Origin of the sequence: Enterobacter cloacae complex sp. (assembly GCF_900322725.1) — a bacterium.
Classification (GTDB): Bacteria; Pseudomonadota; Gammaproteobacteria; order Enterobacterales; family Enterobacteriaceae; genus Enterobacter; species Enterobacter quasihormaechei.
Genome location: NZ_LT991957.1, coordinates 1,766,019 through 1,788,444 on the forward strand (window position 1 = coordinate 1,766,019; position 22,426 = coordinate 1,788,444).

At 54.1% G+C, this 22,426-nt stretch carries 24 protein-coding genes; 3 read left to right on the plus strand and 21 right to left on the minus strand.

Annotated features, from left to right (window positions below; genetic code table 11):
• Nucleotides 1-204: 204 nt before the first annotated feature.
• Entirely contained in the window at nt 205-588 is a 384-nt protein-coding gene (gene panM / locus DBR02_RS08965; RefSeq protein WP_063449547.1) for an aspartate 1-decarboxylase autocleavage activator PanM, read from the plus strand.
• A 38-nt stretch (nt 589-626) separates the two neighbouring features.
• Here panM and DBR02_RS08970 read toward each other — a convergent pair whose 3' ends face one another.
• The 15 genes from DBR02_RS08970 to ftsY form a co-directional block, all read right to left on the minus strand.
• Nucleotides 627-2,165, minus strand: coding sequence for a 2-isopropylmalate synthase (locus DBR02_RS08970; RefSeq protein ID WP_107534114.1), 1,539 nt, complete (start codon nt 2,163-2,165; stop codon nt 627-629).
• Nucleotides 2,162-3,433 (minus strand): MFS transporter, encoded by a 1,272-nt coding sequence (locus tag DBR02_RS08975; protein ID WP_107534115.1) that lies wholly within the window; start codon nt 3,431-3,433, stop codon nt 2,162-2,164. Before DBR02_RS08975 ends, DBR02_RS08970 begins: the two co-directional genes overlap by 4 nt.
• Complete coding sequence (locus DBR02_RS08980; RefSeq protein WP_107534116.1) at nt 3,433-4,047, minus strand: cysteine hydrolase family protein; 615 nt, start codon at nt 4,045-4,047, stop codon at nt 3,433-3,435. Before DBR02_RS08980 ends, DBR02_RS08975 begins: the two co-directional genes overlap by 1 nt.
• A 5-nt stretch (nt 4,048-4,052) precedes the next feature.
• The gene (locus DBR02_RS08985) at nt 4,053-5,924 is read right to left on the minus strand and encodes an FAD/NAD(P)-binding protein (protein ID WP_107534117.1); all 1,872 of its coding nucleotides are present in this window, start codon (nt 5,922-5,924) and stop codon (nt 4,053-4,055) included.
• Nucleotides 5,921-7,123, minus strand: a complete 1,203-nt coding sequence (locus DBR02_RS08990; protein ID WP_107534118.1) for a pyridoxal phosphate-dependent aminotransferase — start codon at nt 7,121-7,123, stop codon at nt 5,921-5,923. Before DBR02_RS08990 ends, DBR02_RS08985 begins: the two co-directional genes overlap by 4 nt.
• 44 nt (nt 7,124-7,167) lie before the next feature.
• A complete protein-coding gene (locus DBR02_RS08995; protein ID WP_107534119.1) occupies nt 7,168-8,175 on the minus strand; it encodes a TauD/TfdA family dioxygenase in 1,008 nt (335 codons plus the stop codon).
• Nucleotides 8,176-8,219: 44 nt separating this feature from the next.
• Nucleotides 8,220-10,154 (minus strand): aconitase family protein, encoded by a 1,935-nt coding sequence (locus tag DBR02_RS09000; protein WP_107534120.1) that lies wholly within the window; start codon nt 10,152-10,154, stop codon nt 8,220-8,222.
• The gene (locus DBR02_RS09005) at nt 10,151-10,528 is read right to left on the minus strand and encodes a cupin domain-containing protein (RefSeq protein WP_107534122.1); all 378 of its coding nucleotides are present in this window, start codon (nt 10,526-10,528) and stop codon (nt 10,151-10,153) included. The genes DBR02_RS09000 and DBR02_RS09005 overlap by 4 nt, the downstream gene beginning before the upstream one ends.
• Before the next feature lie 29 nt (nt 10,529-10,557).
• Nucleotides 10,558-11,109, minus strand: coding sequence for a TetR/AcrR family transcriptional regulator (locus DBR02_RS09010; RefSeq protein ID WP_107534124.1), 552 nt, complete (start codon nt 11,107-11,109; stop codon nt 10,558-10,560).
• Between the two features lie 411 nt (nt 11,110-11,520).
• Nucleotides 11,521-12,621, minus strand: a complete 1,101-nt coding sequence (gene livJ, locus DBR02_RS09015; RefSeq protein WP_015571474.1) for a branched chain amino acid ABC transporter substrate-binding protein LivJ — start codon at nt 12,619-12,621, stop codon at nt 11,521-11,523.
• 197 nt (nt 12,622-12,818) lie between these two features.
• The gene (locus DBR02_RS09020) at nt 12,819-14,084 is read right to left on the minus strand and encodes a 4-aminobutyrate--2-oxoglutarate transaminase (RefSeq protein ID WP_102750273.1); all 1,266 of its coding nucleotides are present in this window, start codon (nt 14,082-14,084) and stop codon (nt 12,819-12,821) included.
• Between the two features lie 260 nt (nt 14,085-14,344).
• Nucleotides 14,345-15,202, minus strand: a complete 858-nt coding sequence (gene rpoH / locus DBR02_RS09030; RefSeq protein ID WP_000159624.1) for an RNA polymerase sigma factor RpoH — start codon at nt 15,200-15,202, stop codon at nt 14,345-14,347.
• 250 nt (nt 15,203-15,452) lie between these two features.
• Nucleotides 15,453-16,508, minus strand: a complete 1,056-nt coding sequence (gene ftsX, locus DBR02_RS09035; protein WP_063449549.1) for a permease-like cell division protein FtsX — start codon at nt 16,506-16,508, stop codon at nt 15,453-15,455.
• Nucleotides 16,501-17,166 (minus strand): cell division ATP-binding protein FtsE, encoded by a 666-nt coding sequence (ftsE, locus tag DBR02_RS09040; RefSeq protein ID WP_063449550.1) that lies wholly within the window; start codon nt 17,164-17,166, stop codon nt 16,501-16,503. The genes ftsX and ftsE overlap by 8 nt, the downstream gene beginning before the upstream one ends.
• Before the next feature lie 2 nt (nt 17,167-17,168).
• Nucleotides 17,169-18,629, minus strand: coding sequence for a signal recognition particle-docking protein FtsY (gene ftsY / locus DBR02_RS09045; protein WP_107534128.1), 1,461 nt, complete (start codon nt 18,627-18,629; stop codon nt 17,169-17,171).
• Between the two features lie 126 nt (nt 18,630-18,755).
• On the opposite strand from ftsY, the gene rsmD reads away from it, so the two are divergent.
• Together rsmD and DBR02_RS09055 are read left to right on the plus strand one after the other, a co-directional pair.
• Complete coding sequence (gene rsmD, locus DBR02_RS09050; RefSeq protein ID WP_063865372.1) at nt 18,756-19,358, plus strand: 16S rRNA (guanine(966)-N(2))-methyltransferase; 603 nt, start codon at nt 18,756-18,758, stop codon at nt 19,356-19,358.
• Nucleotides 19,342-19,623 (plus strand): DUF1145 family protein, encoded by a 282-nt coding sequence (locus DBR02_RS09055; RefSeq protein ID WP_063449553.1) that lies wholly within the window; start codon nt 19,342-19,344, stop codon nt 19,621-19,623. The genes rsmD and DBR02_RS09055 overlap by 17 nt, the downstream gene beginning before the upstream one ends.
• Nucleotides 19,624-19,675: 52 nt before the next feature.
• On the opposite strand, the gene DBR02_RS09060 is transcribed toward DBR02_RS09055, so the two are convergent.
• The 6 genes from DBR02_RS09060 to DBR02_RS09075 all read right to left on the minus strand — a co-directional run bounded on the left by DBR02_RS09060 (nt 19,676) and on the right by DBR02_RS09075 (nt 22,425).
• Nucleotides 19,676-20,251, minus strand: coding sequence for a DUF1240 domain-containing protein (locus tag DBR02_RS09060; RefSeq protein WP_233157698.1), 576 nt, complete (start codon nt 20,249-20,251; stop codon nt 19,676-19,678).
• A 171-nt stretch (nt 20,252-20,422) separates the two neighbouring features.
• Nucleotides 20,423-20,929 (minus strand): DUF1240 domain-containing protein, encoded by a 507-nt coding sequence (locus DBR02_RS09065; RefSeq protein WP_254058666.1) that lies wholly within the window; start codon nt 20,927-20,929, stop codon nt 20,423-20,425.
• Nucleotides 20,926-21,156, minus strand: a complete 231-nt coding sequence (locus tag DBR02_RS26575; RefSeq protein WP_129741621.1) for a hypothetical protein — start codon at nt 21,154-21,156, stop codon at nt 20,926-20,928. Before DBR02_RS26575 ends, DBR02_RS09065 begins: the two co-directional genes overlap by 4 nt.
• Before the next feature lie 14 nt (nt 21,157-21,170).
• Nucleotides 21,171-21,746 carry a DUF1240 domain-containing protein gene (locus tag DBR02_RS09070; protein WP_233157700.1) on the minus strand — a complete coding sequence of 192 codons (576 nt, stop codon included), beginning with the start codon at nt 21,744-21,746 and terminating at the stop codon, nt 21,171-21,173.
• The gene (locus DBR02_RS26580; protein ID WP_157959553.1) at nt 21,743-21,904 is read right to left on the minus strand and encodes a hypothetical protein; all 162 of its coding nucleotides are present in this window, start codon (nt 21,902-21,904) and stop codon (nt 21,743-21,745) included. Before DBR02_RS26580 ends, DBR02_RS09070 begins: the two co-directional genes overlap by 4 nt.
• A gap of 14 nt (nt 21,905-21,918) precedes the next feature.
• Nucleotides 21,919-22,425, minus strand: coding sequence for a DUF1240 domain-containing protein (locus DBR02_RS09075; RefSeq protein WP_107534130.1), 507 nt, complete (start codon nt 22,423-22,425; stop codon nt 21,919-21,921).
• Between the last annotated feature and the right edge of the window lies 1 nt (nt 22,426).

Here is a 22,426-nt window from a genome sequence, read left to right on the forward strand (position 1 = left end):
GCATAAAATAACGGTACAATGCGAGGAATAAATCACTGCCCTTCAGGTTAAAATCCTGCTTATTTTTCAATCCATGTGTTTTCGAACTGCCCATGTCGCCGCTAAAAAACGAATCACCTGGCAAACGGGAATAAAAAGAGAACGCGCCTGAGCATATAAATTGAGTACACTGGCCGTACTTTTTTTGATTTGGACAAGCAGCTAATGAAACTGACTATCGTTCGTCTGGTGACCTTTAGCGAACAGGATCATATCGACCTGGGCAAGATCTGGCCGGAATATTCCCCTTCGTCGTTGGCCGTCGATGAGAACCACCGCATTTATGCCGCGCGCTTTAACGAGCGCCTGCTGGCCGCCGTTCGCGTAACGCTGAGCGGTACGGAAGGCGCGCTGGACTCGCTTCGCGTGCGCGACGTGACCCGCCGCCGGGGGGTCGGGCAGTATTTAATTGAAGAGGTGATCCGCGAAAACCCGAGCGTGACCTCCTGGTGGATGGCCGACGTGGGCGTAGAGGATCGCGGCGTGATGGCGGCGTTTATGCAGGCGCTAGGGTTTACGGCGCAGGCGAACGGGTGGGAGAAGCGCTAAAAACTCGCGCCGCATGAAGCTTGTGCGGCGCAAGTGTGTTACAGCGGCACGCTGATCACGCTCACCGGCAGCGAGCGCAACAGCTGCCCCCAGGCACGGTGGCGGCTTTTCTCTTCACTAATATCCAGCCCGATACCGTATACCAGTTCGCCCTGCCACGTTCCCCAGACATAGCTCATCACCTGTGATGCTCCCAGCCGATGGCTATCCCACTGGGGGTGAAATTCTGCGGGCGTACCGCCGGGATGCGCTTCGCTGATACTGTCACAGGTCGCAAAAAACGCGTGAAATTGCTGGTGCAGAAACGCGTGCTCCAGCTCCTGGTTACTGGCGTCCGCCAGCGTCTGTATGTGCTGCTGAAAGCGAATAAGCAGCGGGCGCGGCGGGCGAATGCCGTAGTAATAATCCAGCAGGTAGCCTAGTCCTCCTTTGCCCGACTGACCATTGATGCGGATGATCCCTTCGTAGCTACGGCCAATATCGTGCGGGTCGAGGGGTAAATAGGGCACATCCCAACGGGTGCGGTATTTTTGCAGCTCCATTGATTTGCGGATCGCATCCTGATGCGAACCGGAAAAGGCGGTGAATACCAGGCTTCCGGCGTAGGGATGGCGCGGCGGCACCGTCATTCCCGTCGCCGACTCATAGACATTCACCACCTGCGGAAGCTGGCTGAAATCAATCAGCGGATCGACGCCCTGCACCAACAGGTTTAACCCCAGCGTGACCAGATCGACATTGCCGGTACGTTCGCCGTTGCCAAACAGAGTACCTTCTACACGTTCAGCGCCCGCAAGCAACGCCATTTCCGCTGCCGCCACCGCGCAACCGCGATCGTTATGAGGATGCACGCAAAGCGTCACCTTCTGGCGGTGGCGAAGCTTACCTGAGATCCATTCAATCTGGTCGGCATAGACGTTTGGCGAAGCCAGCTCGACGGTAGCAGGCAGGTTGATGATCACCTCCCGCCCCGTCTTCCCCACCCACAGGTCGATAACCGCGTTGCAAATCTCCAGCGCAAAATCCATCTCGGTGGCAGTAAAACTCTCCGGGGAGTACTCCAGCACCCAATTTTGCTCCACCTTTGCCATCTCCTCCAGCAGCCAGCGCACGCCCTGTAGCGCCAGTTCGATCACCCCAGCGCGGCTGAGATTAAAGACCTGCTCGCGCTGCTGTAACGACGTAGAGTTATAGAGATGCACCACCGCCTCTTTTACCCCACTCAGGGCGGCAACGGTGTCGGCGATAAGGTTTTCTCGCGCCTGCGTCAGCACCTGGATGCGTACGTCATCGGGGATCAACCCGTCGTCTATCAGGGTTCGTACAAACTGGTAGTCGGTTTCCGAGGCGGCGGGAAAACCTACTTCAATCTCTTTGTAGCCCATCGCTACCAACTGCTGATAAAGTGCCCGCTTTTGCTGAGGGTTCATTGGCTCCGGCAGCGCCTGGTTGCCGTCGCGCAGATCAACGCTACACCAGCGTGGTGCGTGGAGCAGCGCGCGTGTCGGCCACTGTCGGTTCGGCAGTTCAGGCTGCGGCATCGGGCAATATTTACCACTGGTCACATGCGCGCTCATGCTGCGTTCTCCTGCTTTTTCTCCACCTTCGGGAAAAACCAGAGCGCAATAACCGCACACGCCGCTGAGGCGAGCCAGACGCTGCTCCAGCTAAAGTGCGTTTGCATCCAAGGGATAGCGATCGGAGTGATAAACATCACCACGAACACGCTGGTGTTGCCCATTGCCAGCGCTGTTCCGGCGCGTTTTGCCCCCGCCATTGACGCCAGCTCGGTATAGGCCACGCCATGCCAGGCTGAGACCACCACGCCGGAGAGGATAAATAGCGCCGCCAGTAAGGCAAGGGTTGCTCCCTGATGCGGCAGAGTCGGCCAGATGCCTACCAGCACGCTCAGCAGCACAAAAGCCAGAATGCTTATCAGCGTGCAGCTTTTGAGATAACGCTTACGGTTTTTATTTTTGTCCGTCCAGCGTCCGCTCCAGATGCGCGACACCATCGCCCCAACCTGGATAACCGCCAGGCACACGGACACTACGGCCACGTCGATATGGGCGAAGTCGTGCAGGAAGACCGATCCGAAAGTGAGCAGCGCGAACTGCGGCCCGCAGAGAATGCCGATTGCCAGCACGATTTTCCAGATGGCAGGATCGTACAGCGGCCCTTTGCCCGGTACGGCAGACGCAGTAGCAGCCTGAGCCGTATTGCCCCCGACGCGATCCGGCTCGTGCAACCACAGCCAGGCATAAAAACCCACCACGGCGCACAGCAGCGCAGAGACGATAAACATCGTTACAAACCCCCATGTAGCCGCCAGCCAGGGGAGAAGTAACGCGCCAATCCCATAGCCCATCGGTACCGCGGTCTGACGGATACTCATCGCCAGACCGCGCTCCCCCTCCTGAAACCAGGCCATGATCGCCCTGCCGCTGGAGCCGTTTACGCTGCTGCCAAGCAGTCCGATAAACAACACTCCGGTAATAAGCAGGCCGTATGCGGGAATAAAACCGTTATGCGGCGCGGCAAAGGCCGCCATCAGCAGCAACATCGCGCCGGTACTTAACAAGCCGGTCAGCAGGATCGGGCGGTCGCCCCAGCGGTCGGTCAAAAGCCCCCAGGGCAGCTCGCTAATCGCGATCCCCAATCCCAGCATCCCAAGCACGAACCCCAGCTCGGCATTGCTGATGTTGTAATCGGCACGCATAAAGACCGCCGTCGCCGGCAAGCCTCCTACCACCATTGAGAAACAGGCGTTGGCCGCTACGCCAATACCCAACACTTTCCAGCGGTGGCGCGCGCCGCGCAGCAGAGTCGTTGCAACTTCTGTCATCAGAGGGCCTCCTGAGTGGCATTAAACGTCCGGCGAGCCGGGAAAAGATCGGCGGTTTTTCGCCGTTCAGCGGTACTGCCAATCACCTCCAGAGCCGCCAGATGTTTCACGTTATTCACCGCCGCAACGGCATCTTCCAGCACTACGACGTGAAAACCGCGATCGTGGGCGCTCATCGCCGTCGCCAGCACCACAAACTCGGTAGAAACACCGGCCAGCACCAGCGTGTCCACGCCCATGCTTCGCAGCGTCAATTCAAGGCTGGTCTGGTAAAACGGATCAACCCGATGCTTGCGGACAATGCTCTCCTCCGGCAGCGGTGCCAGCGCTTCGACGATATCCGTCGACCAGGTGTCAAAACGCAAAAGCCGGTTGCGACGTGCGATATCAAAAACCTCGGAGCCGGTTGGGCATTCAACGTAGTTTTCAGAAAAACCAACTACCACATGCACCACCGGAGTATGAGCGGCACGCGCCCCTGCCAGCGCCTGAGCAGCCTGTTTAATCACCCCTTTTTCCCGCACCTGCTGGTAGTAACCCATCTGCGCGTATACGCCATCGGGATGGACTATCTCATTGAGAAAATCCAACATCAGTAACGCCATTTTTTTCATCGTCTTTATTCCTGCTTAAGATCGGCAGCGGGTAGCGCCGTTAAGATGTGTTCTGCAATGGCATCCGCATCGCAGATAAAATCAGTCCAATAGCCCGGGCGGCTGCTGCCAGCGGACATAAACCAGCGCGTGTGTTCGCTGGGAATACCAATAACGTAAAGCTGGGGAACCGCCTTCCCCTGCTGGTTAAGGGGATGATATGGCGCGCGGGTAACCGCCACGCCGCCGGTCTGAAAGCGGGTATCGGCATCTTCCACGGTGAAGTTTTGCCAGAGACCACGCTGGCGCAGCGCCTGAGTCAGCGGCGATAGATCCCGCGTCAGATCCTGCCCCGGCACCCTGGCGTCCAGCAGCGTCTCTACGCGCCACACGGCCCCTTCTACCTGTGGGGAAGAGAGCTCAAAAGCAGCGCTTTCCACGCCGCAGGTGATCTGCATACGCGGCCCGACGACCGCCAGAATGCCGGCGTCAATCAGAGCGAGCATTTGTCGGGTTCGGTAGCGCGGCGGCCCGGCGGAAAGCAGCGCACTCACCGGGGAGTAGCGGGAGAGAAACGCATCGCGAAACGAGGCCGGAGCCAGACCGCCGAAATCCACCACTCTGCGCACCAGCCCGCGAGTATCGCGCAGCGTATCCAGCGCTGCCTTAAGCGGGTTATCCACGTTACCTCCCTCCGCGTGTTCACTATCGCGAACCAGCTCTTCGCGCAGCGCGGCGTGGAAATGGCTCGCGGAGATGAACCGGCGCTCACGAAAGGGATCGCCGAGCTGATAAATATCCAGTGCAGGCACATCGGTGAGGCCAAAGCGCGCGGCGATGTCCGGCAGGCTATCAAACGCCTCAACCTCCAGCGCCTGCGCGCAGGCACGAAATTCCAGTTCGGCGGAAAGGCCAAAACGCTGGCGCAGCGTGGTGGCGTACCAGGTCAGGTTGACCTCTGCCATCAGCAGCGGCAGCACGTCGCGATCAAAATCGAGTTGTCCGCGGGCGGCCAGGGCCTCGGCACGCTCCTGGGTAAAAAGCACGCTTTGATAGCGGAAGTTAGGGGCCTTCTGGTTACGCCCACGGCCGGGGATGGGCAGACTACTGCGTGAACCGGCCACCAGACGCGGCTCGCGCCCGGAGGGTTGATAGCGCAGTGAGCCATCGGCCTGCTCAATAAACTGGCCGCCGCGCCCGGTGGTTAACGCCGCCATGACATCCAGAAACGACAGCCCCAGTCCTAAAATGCCGACGGCGCTGCCGGGGGCGATCTCCTCCAGCGGCATATCGGCGGCTGAATCGCCAGGCACCCAGCGCAGCGACGGATGAGTGTCTGCATAGGCCTGCCAGCGCTGCTCCTGTTCGCTCAGGCTGTTACGGGGATGGCCGCTGGCAATAACCACGCGGTCTACCGTGAGGGTTTCACCATCGCGAAATAACAGCACCGCCCGGCTATTATTCAACGGCACTATGTCTGTTACCTCCGCCTGTCGAGGGCAAAAGCGCTGCGCCGGGCTAAACGAGGCTTTGATGCAGTTCAGAACGAAGTGCATATATTCGCCATACAGCGCACGCGGCGCCCAGGCATTCTCGCCAGGGAAGTCGTCCCGCGTGGCACGCCACCAGGCGGCGAGCGAAGGGCCGCAGCCTGGACGAGCCGTTGCCACGTCGCCTTCGCCGGAAAAGGCGGAGACTTCTTCCGCTACGGTATTCATGACGAAAGCGGCATCCTGTTCCTGGCGCCAGATACGGCCCGTTCCGGGGTGCTGTTTATCGATATAGTGGATTTCCACCCCGGCGTCCGGCTGGTCCTGTAAACGCGCGGCGAGGCGTTCAAGTACCGAAAGCGCCCGAGGGCCATTGCCAATAATGGCGATTCGAAGCGCTTCGCTCATGACGCCACCTGCTTTAGCGGATACGGGCAGTCAGCGAGCGCCTGGCTGATGCTATCCAGCGCGGCGATAAGCGTGTCAGTCGCCCCGGCAAACGACAGGCGAATCGCGCTGGATTCCTCCTTGCCGAATGCGGTACCCGGCGTGACGGCAACATGGGCGTGAGTCAGCAGCCAGTGTGTTACAGCCCGGGCGTCCCCCATACCCAGGCCGCTGATGTCGGCGTAAACATACAGTCCTCCCTCCGGCGCCCGGCAGGCGATCCCCGGAATGGCGTTTAGCCGGTTTACCACCAGATCCCTGCGCTGACGGTAGTGCGCCACCATATCCAGCATCGGCTGACGGTCACCAATCAGCGCGGCCAACCCGCCCTGCTGCACGAAGGAGCCGGCGCATCCCACGCTGTGCTGCTGAACTTTAAGAATTTCATTGAGCAGAGTTTCCGGCGCGCTGAGGTAGCCGAGCCGCCAGCCGGTCATCGCCCAGGCTTTGGAGAAACCGCTGATAGTGACGGTACGCTCAAACATGCCGGGTTCCGCCGCGAGGCTACGATGGCGTCCCGGCAGATAGCGGATATGTTCGTAAATTTCATCCATCACCACGAACAGGTCATGCTTCTGCGCGACCTGGCAGACCGCGTCGATCTCCTCTGTTGTTAACACCCGCCCGGTGGGGTTGTTCGGGTTATTAAGCAACAGCACGCGGGTTTTCGCGGTGATGCAACTTTCTAGCGCCTGACGGGTGAGGAAGAACTGATTCTCTTTTGCCAGCGGCAGGGTCACCGGCTTCGCCCCGGCCATTTCCGCCATCGCGATATAGCTCACCCAGCAGGGGGTGGGGATCACGATTTCATCGCCAGGATTCAGCAGCGTCATCAGCGTAATAAACAGCGCGTGTTTCGCCGAAGGCGTCACAATAATATTTTTATTCCACTGAACCGGCAGCTGATTTTCTTCAAAGAGCTGGCTGGCGATGGCTTTTAATAATCCAGGCGTACCTTTACTGGCGGTGTAATGGGTCATGCCATTTTTCATCGCCGTTATAGTGTAATTAGTAATATGATTTGGCGTGGCGAAATCAGGCTCGCCGCCGCCTAAATCATAAATAACTTTCCCTTCCGCCTGCATGGTTTTAACTTTATCGAGAATGGCATAGGTTTCTGATAACCCTATACGCTTTACGCGATCGGCGACGTTTCTCATCGTACATGTTCCGTTAAATAAAGAAATAAATTTTGCGAAGCGGTCTAATCTTCAACCCGGCCAAAAATACCGTTATGCCAGTGTTCCTGATATTTCTCGGCAGTTTGCCGATCGCGGAATGCATAGGTTTTTAATAGCCAGCGGCGCGCGGCATTCTCTTTATCCTTAATTTCAATTTTTTCCCGGTTGTGCAATCCATCCTGGTTGGCGAAGGTTAAAAGGTCGCCCTGCAAAATCCGGTGGCGCTGTTTATCCGCTTTGGTCATCGCCTGCATAAAAGCAATCAGGGCGTCTTTTGCCTCATTGGGCGCCTCTGGCGCAACGTGAGTCAACGTATCCAGGTAACGAATGCTATGGTGATTTTTCAAAATGGCGTGATCCGGCGAGCTCACCTGACGGCGGTTGGTTTCACGGGAGTAAACGTCAAACTGGGTGCGATACCACGGCTGGCGAAGCGCCGCCTGCTGGTCGTCCGTCAGGTGCGCCAGAATGGCTTTGCCGTCAATATAGCCGGTAAAAATCAGCTCCTCGTCCGGGCTGCGTAGACCCAAAAGCGTGACGAAATCAGCGCGTACCGCGTGAGCGGTACGGTCGTTATGGTAGACCAGTTCACTATCGCTAAAACCCGTTAATTGCCCGCTGTATTTGCGAATAGCAATAACATCGGTAAAGAAATCTCCATTATTACGGCTGCCGTAGGCTAATAACGGTGTATCGGTTAGCAGCGAAAAACATTCCAGCAGTACCTCGCCGATAAATGTTTTTTTCTTTTTATATTTATCGCTAATGGGATTTTCCGGATCCAACTCCGGCAAGTCGATATCCCGTGGGCAATTGCGTAATACATGAATATCACTTACGCCCGACTCGCGTTCATTTTTAATTGCGGTACAAATATCGACAAAAAAGCCTGGCACCCCTCTAAAATAACAAACCTCAGCAACCGCAAGCTTAAATGCCTGATAATCCGTATAAGGATTAACAACAATTTGCTGGAAGAAGCGGGTTAATTCTTTGTTTTCTTCATCCGAAAAATGATAAAACGGTTTCATGATGTCTTGCACCCTGTTAATGAGCTGATTGTAAGTAAGTAGAATTAACGGTACTGACGTTTTAAATCATTAAATGAGGTTATTTCACCCTTTATTGCGCTGGCGACCACCGTCGAAGGGCTGCCTAGCCAGACTTTCCCCGGACCTGAGCGGCCAGGAAAATTTCGATTAATGGCGCTGATAGTGACCTGTCCAGCATCCACCGACGATCCGGGGCCGCAGTTTGCGCAGGCACCGCAGGCAGGTTTGAGCAGTATCGCCCCAGCCTGATGGAACGTCTCCAGATACCCTTGCTCGCGACAGTAGTCGTAGACATCCATGGTGCCAAACTGTAGGTAGAGCGTCACATCCGGCGGCAGTTGTTTACCCCTGGATAAAGCCCAATCCAGCACCGCATGATATTCATCAAAATCATCCCGCTTGCCCGCAGTACATGAACCGCCGTAGGCAATATCAATTTTAACCGGCTCGCTCAAAGACGACAGCGCCAGCCCATTACCCGGATCGCCCGGCAGTGCAATCATTGGCGCAAGATCGATGCAGTCAATCACCATTGTTGAGGCGTAATGCGCGCCCTCATCGCTACGCATCCACGCTTCAATGGTGAAATCGATTCCGCGACGGGCCTTCAGGAAGGCAACAGTCTGCGCATCGGGCGCCACCAGTCCTGAAACGCCACCCAACTCTGCCACCATATTGGTGAGCGTGGCGCGTTCGTCCACCGATAATCCCTCGACGGCCTCACCACAAAATTCAAAGATTTTGCCAATACCACCTCCCTGACGGATCCACTCCGTTGCCAGCAGGTGCAGTACCATATCTTTCGCGCCAGTGCCTTCCGGCAGCGTACCGGTGAACACTACTTTCACCGTTTCCGGCGGCGTCATACGAAAAGCGCCGGTAACCATGCTGCCTGCCATATCGGTGCTGCCGACGCCCACAGCCAAACAGCCCAGCGCACCACAGTGTGGGGTGTGGGAATCGGTGCCGATGATAAGCTGCCCAGGCAGGGCGTGGCGCTCCGCCATCAGCGCATGGGAGATACCTTCTGCACCCTCGCCGTCCGGGTTGTATCGGTGTGCCGTCAATCCCCACGTTTGGGTAAACGCCCGGTGAGCCGCCAGCAGGTGTTCCAGGTCGCCGGTAAGCTGCCCGTCAATATGCACTTTGCTTTGATGCATGTACGGCAGGTGATCTTCAAAGGTGATGATCGAATCCGGCTGCCACAGGGTCAGCTCGCGGCCAAAAGTCCGTTTCAGCATATGGCCACACATGGCGGTGTAATACTCATGGATAAAGCGCCAGTCCGGGCGCAGCAGTAGCGCGGTGCCGGGGAAATCGCCCTGCTCCAGACGATGGCGGACAATGATTTTCTCCCCCAGCGTCATCGGTTTCGGCTCGCTCGTGGCGGCTAAAGGCGGCAGACCGCTTTTCTCCATCTGTCCTTTCCACCAGGCCAGCAGCCCGCCGGACTGGATAACGCGTCGGGCGCTCTCTTCCCGGTCAGCAACAATCTCTTCAAGGGTGAGCGCTTCTCCGCGCGCCAGTTTGTCCACCAGCGCCATGTTAGTGGAGGTGAGCAAACCTATGTTATCGGCGTTTTGCCGGTAGATACGTTCAAAACTTTCGGCGATGACCAGCTGTACGCCGGCTGCCTTCTCCGCAACCGGGCTATGCTCGCGGGATGAGCCTTTACCGTAGCGCAGTCCGCCAACCACGACGTTTATCCCTGCCTCAACGATGGCATTTTTTCCTATCGGATTTTCAGCGCCGCACTTCAGGCCCGTCCAGGCGAATGCTCCCAGTCGTTCGTCGTAGTAGGCTAGCGCCGGGATAGGGGTGATTTCATCGGTGGAAATGTTATCGCGCAGCGGCCTGGCCTGCGCCAGCGAAAGAGATTCGCCACGAAGCTGAGCCGTAATTTTGTTCGGGTCTGCCGCCAGGAATAATATTCTGGCCTGAGTTAGCATCAGTTTCATGCGGCGACATCCGTAAGAGCGGCTTCAACGCGGCCGCCCCAGACTGCATAGATGAGCGCGCCTTGCGGCGTTCGCCAGGCGTGCTCGCTGCCTGGTGCGTAGCAGATTAGCTCACCGGGGTGGTAAACACCGTTATCGTCTTCAAAGGTGCCATCCAGAATCAGAAACGTTTCATGCCCCGTATGGAGATGAGATTTTGCAGATGCCCCCGGCGCGCAATGCACTAGCGCGATGCGCTGCCCTGAATCATCCTGAAAAAGTTCAAAAATGCGCGCATCCTTGCGATCAAGCGTGCTGTGGGCTTCCCAGGCGACGCTATCTATATTCTTCAACACCGAAAACAAGTTCAGGGTAACGGGCAGACCGTTATTCATTCTCTCTTCTCCCAAAAGCCAGGCGGTATTTATTTGAGCATTGCGATCACTCCAGCAATAGCTTGTTTGTAATACGCTTCGGACTGGGTTGCCCTGGCGATAACAAACGCCCCCTGCATGACTGAAATGAGCGTTAATGCCGTTTGTTTTACATCCAGATCGGCAGAAAATTCACCGGAGGTTTTTCCCTCTTCCAGCACTTTTTCCAGCTCGCCGATCAGCCATTCAAAATTGTTCGCAATGGGTTCACGTAGCGTGTCGTCGCGAATCACTTCGCTATCCTGCGCTAATCCGCCCATCCTGCACCCAGCCAGTACTTCACGTTCACGCAGCAGATAGTCCTTAATTCGCTCACGTGCATTTTTCTCAGCATGCAAAATGGTGGAAATCTCTTTTTGTAGCTCCTCGGCGTTAAGCAGGATCGTCTGTCGGGCCAGATCCGCCTTGCCTTTGAAGTGGTGATACATGCTTCCTTGCCCAACGCCAGAAACCTGTTGTATCTCTTTCGGGCTAGTGTTGGAGTAACCACGGGTCCATAAAAGTTCCTGCATGGTTTTAATCAGTGCGTCTTTGGTTTTCATTTTTGTACCTATTAGTATGTAAAATGGCAATCACTAAATTAGCAAAAAGTTGTTAATATCGACCCCCTCAAATGTTACAGATGTTAATTTTATGTATATGCAATATTCCGATATAAAAATTCCATCACCCCTTTTTGCTCTGCAATAACCACAATAAATGTAGTAAATTCGTTGGGTTACGCTAAAAGTGCATAAGAAAAGCACAGACGAGGCGGTAGTAAAAGCCCTGAAACATGTTGTTTGATCAATATCACCTTCTGGTTTGCCCGATTGTTCTTAATCATCAGGCAAAAGCATAGTGCGATGGCGCTAAATAATATTGTAGTGATAGTAAACAAAACCGGAGGCGGGAAAGAAAAAAGCGAGGAGAGGAGAGACGGCGAGCGGTAAATCCCGCCCGCCGCAGGAAAATTATTTTGCGTCGGTGGCAGTACCGTTAGCATGCCAGTCAAACACGCCGAACTCGAAGCCCTTCAGGTCGCCCTTCTCATCCCAGGAGAGCGGCCCCATCACGGTTTCTACCGAATTCGCTTTCAGCCAGGTGGCAATCTCCGCCGGATCGGCTGACTGGTTCAGGCCCGCTTGCAGAGACTGCAACGCTGCGTAGGTGGTCCACACGAACGCACCGCTTGGATCCTGTTTCTTCGCCTTGATGGCATCCACCACTGGTTTGTTCGCAGGTACCTGGTCGTAGTTCTTCGGCTTGGTCACCAGCAGGCCTTCGGCAGATTCACCTGCGATGTTAGACAGGGAAACGTTCGCCACGCCTTCTGGCCCCATGAACTGAGTCTTCAGACCCGCCGCACGCGCCTGACGCAGGATCTGCCCCATTTCCGGGTGATAGCCGCCGTAGTAAACGAAGTCGATATTCTCTTTCTTCAGACGCGCCACCAGGGTAGAGAAATCTTTCTCGCCGGCGGTGATACCGTCAAAGAACACCACGTTGGCGTTCGCTTTTTTCAGGTTGTCCTGCACCGCGCGCGCCAGGCCTTCACCGTACTGCTGTTTATCATGAACAATCGCGATGCGCTGCGGCTTCACTTTCTCCACGATGTATTTCGCGGCGGTTGGGCCCTGATCGGAATCCAGACCGGTGGTGCGCAGGATCAGCTTATAGCCGCGCGCGGTCAGCTCGGGTGCCGTCGCTGCCGGGGTGATCATCAGAATGCCTTCGTCTTCGTAGATATCAGACGCAGGCTGCGTGGAGGAGGAGCACAGGTGACCGATAACGTATTTGATGCCGTCGTTCACTACTTTGTTCGCCACCGCGACCGCCTGTTTCGGGTCACAGGCATCGTCATATTTTACGATTTGCAGCTTTTCGCCTTTGATACCGCCCTTAGCATTAATGTCTGCAACCGCCTGTTCTGCGCCCGTAAATTCCTGGTCGCCGTACTGTGCTACCGGACCGGACATCGCGCCCACCACGGCCACTTTAATATCGGCCTGCGCCATGGTGCTGAATGCCAACGCGATACATCCTGCCAGTAACGCTTTACCCTTCATATTCATCCTGAGATTCCCCATTATTATGGTTATAACGATTGTTGTGATGTTGTTGTGTAGCGCTTTATTTCAGTTATAGGCCTGCTGTTCGCGCTTTTTCAGCATACTCTGCTAAAACATACCCCATTTTTATGATTTTGGAATAGCTAATTTGAAATGAAAATATGATAGGCCCAACCGTTATTTCAGCCGGGCGTTTGGCTTTATCGTGTCAGCGAGGCGGAAATAATATCCAGCGCTTTACGGAACTGTGCTTCGGGGATGGTGAGCGGATAGAGAAAACGGATCACGTTGCCGTAAACGCCGCAGCTCAGGAGCAGCAGCCCTTCGTTCAGCGCGCGCTCCTGAACCTGGCGGGTAAATTCCGGCGACGGCTGCCCGGTTTGCGGATCGGTAAATTCCACCGCCACCATTGAGCCCTGCGCGCGGATATCGGCGATATACGGACAGCCATCCTTCGCTTTGTTCAGCACCTCGACCAGATGATGGCCGAGATGAGACGCGCGCGTGCAGAGGTTGTCTTCGTCAATCACGTCCAGCACCGCATGGGCCGCGGCGATCGCCAGCGGGTTGCCTGCGTAGGTGCCGCCCAGCCCGCCCGGAGCGGGGGCGTCCATCACCTCCGCCCGCCCAGAGACCGCAGAGAGCGGCATTCCGCCCGCCAGGCTTTTCGCCATGGTGATGAGGTCCGGCTTCACGCAGTGGTTTTCCATGGAGAACAGCTTGCCGGTGCGGGCGAAGCCGGTTTGTACTTCATCGGCAATCAGCAAAATACCGTGCGTGTCGCACAGGGCACGCAGCGCCTGCATAAAATCAGCGGGCGCGACGTTGAACCCGCCTTCCCCCTGAACCGGTTCAATAATGATGGCCGCCACCTGATCGGGCGCGATGTCGGCTTTGAAAATGCGCTCCAGGCTTTTTAGCGCTTCGGCGGTACTGACCCCGTGCAGGTCGTTGGGGAATTGCGCGTGGTATACCGAGCCGGGGAATGGGCCGAAGCCGAGCTTATAGGGCGCCACTTTGCCGGTCAGCGCCATGGTCATAAAGGTACGACCATGGAACGCGCCGCCGAAGGTGATGAGGCCGGGACGTCTGGTGTACGCGCGGGCAATTTTCACCGCGTTTTCGACCGCTTCTGCACCGGTTGAGAAAAAGGCAGTTTTGGCCGGCCCCTCTATCGGTACGCGCTGGTTGATGCGCTCGGCAAGCGCCACATAGCCTTCGTAGGGGACGATTTGATAAGCGGTATGGGTAAAGGCGTGAAGCTGTTTTTCGATGGCAGCGATAACTTTTGGATGGCGATGGCCGGTATTCAGCACGGCGATCCCGGCGGCAAAATCAATATACTCGTTACCTTCCACGTCCCACACCGTGGCGTTTTCGGCTTTATCGGCATAGAAGTGACACATGACGCCGATACCGCGCGGCGTTGCCTGGATACGTCGGTCATTCAGTTCGTTATTTTTCACCCTGACCCCCTGAGAATGTCGCCTGCTTAGCGCATCAGTAAGTGTTTGCCAGGGGGGAGAAATTCGCCAGAGCGGGCGCTAAAAAAACAGAACCCCCGAATTTGCATTCGAGGGTTTTTATCCTTCATATTTCACGCCGCAGGTGCGTTGGCTGCTCTCGTTCACCCGAATCACTTACTGATGTAAGCTCATCGGGATTCACTCGTTTGCCGCCTTCCCGCAGCCTGAACTATTTCGGCTAAAGGTGTTCTTCGCGAAAATTACGCTTCGATAGCGGCGCGAAGTTTTTTCATGGCGTTCTTCTCAAGCTGACGCACACGTTCAGCGGAGACGCCGTAGCGGTCGGCCAGCTCCTGCAAGGTGGACTTGTTATCTTCGTCCAGCCAGCGGGCACGGATGATATCCTGGCTACGCTCGTCGAGGCCTTCCATCGCGAAGGTCAGCTTGTTTGCCGCCTGGTCTTCCCAGTTATCCTCTTCAATGCCATCAGCAAAGTTAGAGGTTTTATCCTGAAGATACAGGACCGGGGCCATCGGCTGGCTGTCGGACGCATCGTCGTCGGCAGACATATCAAACGTCATGTCCTGCGCGGCCATACGGGATTCCATCTCGCGGACGTCTTTGCTGGAAACGCCCAGCTCGCGCGCGACCATTTCCACTTCATCCTGATTGAACCAGCCCAGACGCTGCTTGGTTTTACGCAGGTTGAAGAACAGTTTGCGCTGCGCTTTCGTCGTGGCGACCTTCACAATACGCCAGTTACGCAGAACGTATTCGTGAATTTCCGCTTTGATCCAGTGCACGGCGAAGGAGACCAGTCGCACACCCACTTCCGGGTTAAAGCGACGCACCGCTTTCATCAGGCCAATGTTACCTTCCTGAATCAAGTCCGCCTGCGGCAGGCCGTAGCCCGCGTAATTACGAGCAACGTGAACAACAAAGCGCAGGTGAGACAGGATCAGCGTTTTAGCTGCTTCCAGATCGCCCTGGTAATGCAGCTTTTCAGCAAGCTCCTTTTCTTCCTCAGCCGTTAACATCGGCCAGGTGTTCGCAGCCCGGATGTAAGATTCCAGGTTACCAACAGGGGCTAAAGCTAAAGTTTGCATTTCTTTGGTCATTCATTCCTCTCAATGTTTCTTCTGGTCCAGGTTGTCCCCGTCAGGCAACAACCATGCCAAAGCGTTTGAGCAACGAGATTAGCATTCACTCTTTTATCAGACAGTGATTTTATCCACAAGTTCCAGGTGCAACCGTGAATAAATTACGCACAAAATGTGACATGAAGATGATTACAGGGGAAGAGACGACAGGGACGCTTTCCCTGCAAGCGAACATCTCGGTGCAGGGAAAGATTATATCACGCTTTTATTAGTCGGGAGTAAAGTGGCGTAAATGTTGAACCGTTGCCAGCCATGCCGCTATCCAGCCGATCATGGAGCAGACCAGCAGCAAAAGCAGGCACTCATCGAAGCCTAAACCACTGATATCAAACTTCGTTCCAAAAACCTGCGCCACTTCGGTGACGGCAGACGAAAGCCGCATCACCAAAATTTCTGACAATATCAGTGAAAGAAATGCGCCGGAAAAACCGAGCAGCGCGCCACCGTAAAGGAACGGACGCAGGATGAAACCGTCCGTTGCGCCAATCAGCTTCTGCACGTTGATGGTATCGCGACGGGCGAAGATGCTCAGGCGAACGCTGTTACCGATGACGAGGAAGACCGCCGCCACCATCAGCACGCCAATCATCGCCGACACGCGTCCTACCAGCCCGGTCAGGGCGGCAAGACGGGCAAACCAGCTGTCGTCCATGCGCACTTCATCAATCCCGTTGATGCGGGTAATGCGGTCGCGCAGGGTGTTGAGCGAATCCGTGCCCTGGAAATCCAGCTTCGGGATCACCACCGCCACCGCAGGCAGCGGGTTCTCTTCGAGCATATCCAGCGCCCCGCCGAACCCGGACCAGTTGCGGAACTCACCCAGCGCTTCATCGCGAGAAAGATAGTTCACCTTCTCCACGCCCTGTTCGGCCTGAATCTGCCCGACCACCTGCGCCGCCGCGTTATCGTCGAGCGCTTTATCCAGATAAACGGTGATCTGCGGCGACGGATAATACTGTGACGCCGCCTGGTTAACGTTTTTGTAAACCATGTAGCAGACGCTCGGCAGCGTCAGGGAGATGGCGATCACCATCACCGTCAGGAACGTCGCCAGCGGTTTGCTTTTCAGATCCTGCAACGCGCCCTGGAAGGCGTAGCGCACCTGTTCGTTAAAGACGTTGGTTTTGCGGGAGTTCGGCTTCGGTGTCGCTTTGGCACGCTTAGGCGCATGGCGGTTGCCGTCCCCGCCGCCCTGAGGCTTGCGGAAACGGTCAAACCGGTTGCTGAACTGCCGAATCTGGTTCATTGCATCACGCTTATTCACCGTGGCCTCCGTGCAAATGTCCGTCGCTCAGGGTCAGCATGCGGTACGAACGGCGGGAGATCAGCCCCATATCGTGCGTCGCCATCAGTACCGTTACCCCCACGCGGTTAAATTCCTCAAACAGACGCAGGATGCCTTCGGAGAGGGCATCGTCCAGGTTACCGGTCGGTTCATCCGCCAGCAAAACGGCTGGCTTGTTCACCACCGCACGGGCAATGCCCACGCGCTGCTGCTCACCGCCGGACAGCTGGATAGGGAAGTTCTTCGCTTTGTCCAGCAGCCCGACCTTATCCAGCGCCGCAGAGACGCGACGGCGGATATCATCGTAACTGGCGCCAGCAATAATCAGCGGGATCGCGACGTTATCGAAAACCGTGCGATCCATCAGCAGGTGGTGATCCTGGAAAATCATGCCGATCTGACGACGCAGAAACGGCACTTCACGGTTCTTAAGACGGCTAATGTCATGGCCGCTGAACCAGATTTTCCCGGCGCTTGGCCGCTCGATCCCACAGATCAGCTTGAGCAGGGTACTTTTCCCCGCGCCGGAATGGCCGGTCAGGAATGCCATCTCGCCTGGCTGGAGGTGAAATGTTACCCCCTGTAGCGCTTGTCTCCCACCGAGATAGGCCTTGCTGACGTGTTCAAAGCGAATCATTGTTAGTCCTCTCGGGCAAAAAGTGCCTCAATAAAGTCGTCCGCTTTAAACGGACGTAAATCCTCAATACGCTCGCCCACACCGATGTAACGGATAGGAATGCCGAACTGGTCGGCCACGGAGAAGATCACCCCGCCTTTCGCGGTGCCGTCCAGCTTGGTCAGCGTGATCCCGGTCAGTCCTACCGCTTCATGGAACAGCTTCGCCTGGCTAATGGCGTTCTGTCCGGTGCTGGCGTCGATAGTCAGCATAATTTCATGCGGTGCCTCTTCGTCCAGCTTCTTCATGACGCGAACGATTTTCTTCAGTTCTTCCATCAGGTGCGATTTGTTCTGCAAACGCCCTGCGGTATCCGCAATCAGCACGTCCACGTTACGCGACTTCGCCGCCTGGATGGCATCGAAAATCACGGACGCAGAATCCGCGCCGGTGTGCTGGGCAATCACCGGAATGTTGTTGCGCTGGCCCCACACCTGGAGCTGCTCCACCGCTGCCGCACGGAAGGTATCGCCCGCCGCCAGCATCACCGATTTGCCCTGCTGCTCAAACTGGCGCGCCAGCTTGCCGATGGTGGTGGTTTTACCCACGCCGTTGACGCCAACCATCAGAATAACAAAGGGCATTTTGCCTTCAATATTAAGCGGTTCGTCAACTTTTGCGAGAATTTCGCCCATCTCGTCTTTCAGCAGGCCGTACAGCGCCTCGGCGTCACGCAGCTGCTTGCGGCTCGCCCCTTCGGTCAGGTTGGTGATGATCTTCCGGGTGGTTTCCACGCCCACGTCCGCGATCAGCAGCTGCTCTTCCAGCTCCTCAAACAGATCGTCGTCGATTTTTTTGCCGCGGAACAGACTGATAAATCCGGAACCTAAGTTTTCTTTGGTTTTTAACAGGCTGCGCTTCAGGCGCGCGAAGAAACCTTCTTTGGTTGGTTTTTCCTGCTCCTGAGCGATCTCGTCTTCGGCCTGCTCTTCTACCGGCACAACAATGACCGCTTCTTCAGCGGCTTCCGCCGCCAGCGCCTGGGCTTCCAGCTCTTCGTCGGTCAGTTCAGGCTCAAGGGCCGCCTCTTCTTCCACCGCCTCAACAATTTCAACGGTTTCCGCTTCGGCCTGCAACTCTTCGGCAGAAACCTCTTCGGTGTTCACCTCTTCCGGCAGCGGCAGCGCTTCGTGTTCGATAGCGGCCTGCGGCGCTTCGGTAAGGGTTTCTACGATAACCGGCTCTGGTTTTTCGCTCTCCTGAACCTGTTCAGTAACCTCAACCACCTCTTCAGCAAAGGATTCAATCTCTTCTTTGCTGTGCGCTGGTTCTTCCGCTTCGACAATCGCAGCGGTTTCGACAGGCGTTTCAGGCTGTGACTGCTCTTCTACAACCTGTTGTTCTTCGGTTTTCTGTTCTGTTTCTTGCTCTTTTTCACCGAAACCCAACCAGGAAAAGAAGCCACGTTTTTTTTGTTTTGCCATCTGCGACTACACTCCTCGCGGCGCTATATACAGGGAAGCTAAAAAAATGATGAAATAGTCTAACACTTTACTTAATTGACATCACCGCCCGCAATCGCAGGGCATTGTTAACAGAGCTTTCCTGAGATGAAGAAACCCACCCGCGCCCCGGCCGGTCAAATTCGAATTATCGGCGGTCAGTGGCGAGGCCGGAAATTACCGGTGCCGGACAGCCCCGGTTTACGCCCTACCACGGACCGCGTACGCGAGACGCTGTTTAACTGGCTTGCCCCGTCAATGGTAGACGCCAACTGCCTGGACTGCTTCGCCGGAAGCGGCGCACTGGGGCTGGAAGCGCTGTCTCGCTATGCCGCCAGCGCCACGCTGCTGGAGATGGAACGCGGCGTTGCGCAGACGTTGCAGCAAAATTTGGCTACGCTGAAGGCAACCAACGCGAAGGTAGTGAACACCAACACGCTGAGCTTCCTCGCGCAAGAGGGGACGCCGTTCAACGTGGTGTTTGTCGATCCGCCGTTCCGTAAAGGGCTGCTTGAAGAGACGTTATCGTTGCTGGAAAAAAATGGCTGGCTGGCAGACGACGCGCTGATTTACGTTGAAAGCGAAGTGGAAAATGGCCTGCCGCCCGTTCCCGTTCACTGGGACCTGCACCGCGAAAAGGTCGCCGGTCAGGTGGCTTATCGTCTGTATCACCGTCAGGCACAAGGAGGATCCGATGCCAGTACTGATTAACGTAGGGCGCTTGCTGATGCTGGGCGTCTGGGCATTTTTGATTTTGAATCTGGTGCACCCGTTCCCGCGCCCGCTGAATATCTTTGTTAACGTGGCGCTGATTTTCACCGCTTTCATGCATGCCTTACAGATGGTGATGCTGAAAAACGGTCTGCCGAAAGATGGCCCACCGATGACCGGCTGGCAGCAGCTGCGGGTGTTTATTTTCGGCGTGTTTGAGCTGCTGGTGTGGATGAAGAAGTTTAAGGCGCAGGTGAAGAAGTAAGGTGCGGTGTGATGCCCGGTGGCGCGCAGCGATCCGGGCCTTCAGATAACCCTTACTGCGACGATACGCCGTCCAGTTTGTCATTGAGTTTTTCGATATCTCTGGCTCTCGTTTTGAGCAGGTGTTTTACCTGTGTGCAAATCTCTTCGGTCCGGGTGTAATACGTTCCAGAAAACGGCCCTGAACGTTCGCATAAGACATAGTTGGTTCCAAGGGGATAAAATATGACGATAAAAGAGAGGATGTTGCCAATGACAAATCCTGCCCCCATAAAGTGAAAAGCGACGGTAATTCCTTTAGCGAAAAACTTGGGTGGCTCCATGTTCTTCGAAAATGTCATATAGACAATAACTAAAACAAAGCAACAAGCTACCGGGAAAACAAACAACATAAAAAAAGAACCCCAGAAAAAATAAATAATGCTTCTGGATTCAATAATATCGGTTATATCGGGCACACTAGCCCAATAAAAACCCCAGGCAAAAGCACCATAAAAGAAGATACAAAAAAACAAAAAGCATCTTCTTTTAATTTTATTAAGATTGATACTAAGATTCATATCAGTAATTCCCGAGCTGAAATGCGCCTTCATATAGCGAGCATCGATCGTTCCACTCTGCCGTTTCATACTGCTGTTTCATGCTATTTCTCATGCAATTTATAATGGTTATTTGATAAATCGTTCTGTTGCCCAAACATTCAGCTAATAAATTATCAATACCCCAAATGCAATCACACGTATTATCTCGCCCCCAAACAGGAACATCCTCACGCCATACATCCATCGTCACATTCCCCATCACTGCGTCGATACGCCGTCCAGTTTGTCATTGAGTTTTTCGATATCTCTGGCTCTTGTTTTGAGCAGGTATTTAACCTGCGTGCAAATCTCTTCGGTCCGGGTGTAATACGTTCCAGAAAACGGCCCTGGGCGCTCACATAAGACATAGTTGGTCCCAAGGGGATAAAATATGACAATAAGGGAGAGGATGTTGCCAATAATAAATCCTGCACCCATAACGTGAAAACCAACGGAAATACCTTTAGCGAAGAACCTGGGTGGCTGCATGTTTTTCGTAAAGGTCATATATGCAATAACCAAAACAAAACAACAGGCAAGCGGAAAAGAAAATAACACAGGAAACGCCCCCCAGGAAAAATAAACAATGCTTCTTGATTCAGTGAGATCAGTGATATCTGGTACACTCGCATCATAAAAACACCAGGTAACAACGCTAAAAAAGATCATGCAAAAAAATAAAACACATCTTCTTTTAATGTTATCCATATTAATGCTAATGCTCATATCAGTAGTTCCCGAGGTAAAATGAACTTCCATATACCGAATGTTGAAATTTCCACTCTGCGATTTCTTGCTGCTGTTTCATGATATCTCTCAAGCAATTTATAATGATTATTTGATAAATCGTTCTGTTGTCCAAAACATTCAGCTAATAAATTATCAATACCCCAAATGTAATCACACGTATTATCTCCCCCCCAAACAGGAACATCCTCACGCCATACATCCATCGTCACATTCCCCATCACTGCGGTGATACGCCGTCCAGTTTGTCATTGAGTTTTTCGATATCTCTGGCTCTCGTTTTGAGCAGGTGTTTTACCTGTGTGCAAATCTCTTCGGTCCGGGTGTAATACGTTCCAGAAAACGGCCCTGGGCACTCACATAAGACATAGTTGGTTCCAAGGGGATAAAATATGACGATAAAAGAGAGGATGTTGCCAATGACAAATACCGCACCGAAATAGTGATATGCAAGGGTAACACCTTTCGCCAGGAGTTTATGTGCCTGAAGGTTTCTTGTAAAGAATACAAAAATAAATACAAATGCAAAATAACAAAGAGCCGGGGTGGAGAGCATACTAATGAAAGCCCCCCAGAAATAATAAAAAATACTCCTTGATTCAATCAAATCAGTGAGAGCTTGTATACTTACGTAATACGCCAACCAGGCTAACCCACAATAAAAAACAATAACCAGCAGTAAAAAGCATCTTTTTTTTAAGTTATCAATATTAATTGTCACCCCCATATCAGTAATACCCCCAGTAAAATACACCTTCATATAGCGAGCATCGATCGTTCCACTCTGCCGTTTCATACTGCTGTTTCATGATATTTCTCATGCAATTTATAATGGTTATTTGATAAATCGTTCTGTTGCCCAAAACATTCAGCTAATAAATTATCAATACCCCAAATGCAATCACACGTATTATCTGCCCCCCAAACAGGAACATCCTCACGCCATACATCCATCGTCACATTCCCCATCACTGCGGCGATACGCCGTCCAGTTTGTCATTGAGTTTTTCGATATCTCTGGCTCTTGTTTTGAGCAGGTATTTAACCTGCGTGCAAATCTCTTCGGTCCGGGTGTAATACGTTCCAGAAAACGGCCCTGGGCGCTCACATAAGACATAGTTGGTTCCAAGGGGATAAAATATGACGATAAGGGAGAGGATGTTGCCAATAATAAATCCTGCACCCATAACGTGAAAACCAACGGAAATACCTTTAGCGAAGAACCTGGGTGGCTGCATGTTTTTCGTAAAGGTCATATATGCAATCACGAAAACAAAACAACAACAAACCGGGAAAACAAACAACAAAAAAAATGAACCCCATAAAAAACAGACAATGCTTCTTGATTGAATGAGATCGGTTACAGTTGGCACGCTCGCTTCATAACAACCCCAAGTGATAACACTAAATAATATCAAGCAAAAAAAACAACCACATCTTGTCTTTATTTTATCGAGATTCATGTTAACACTCATA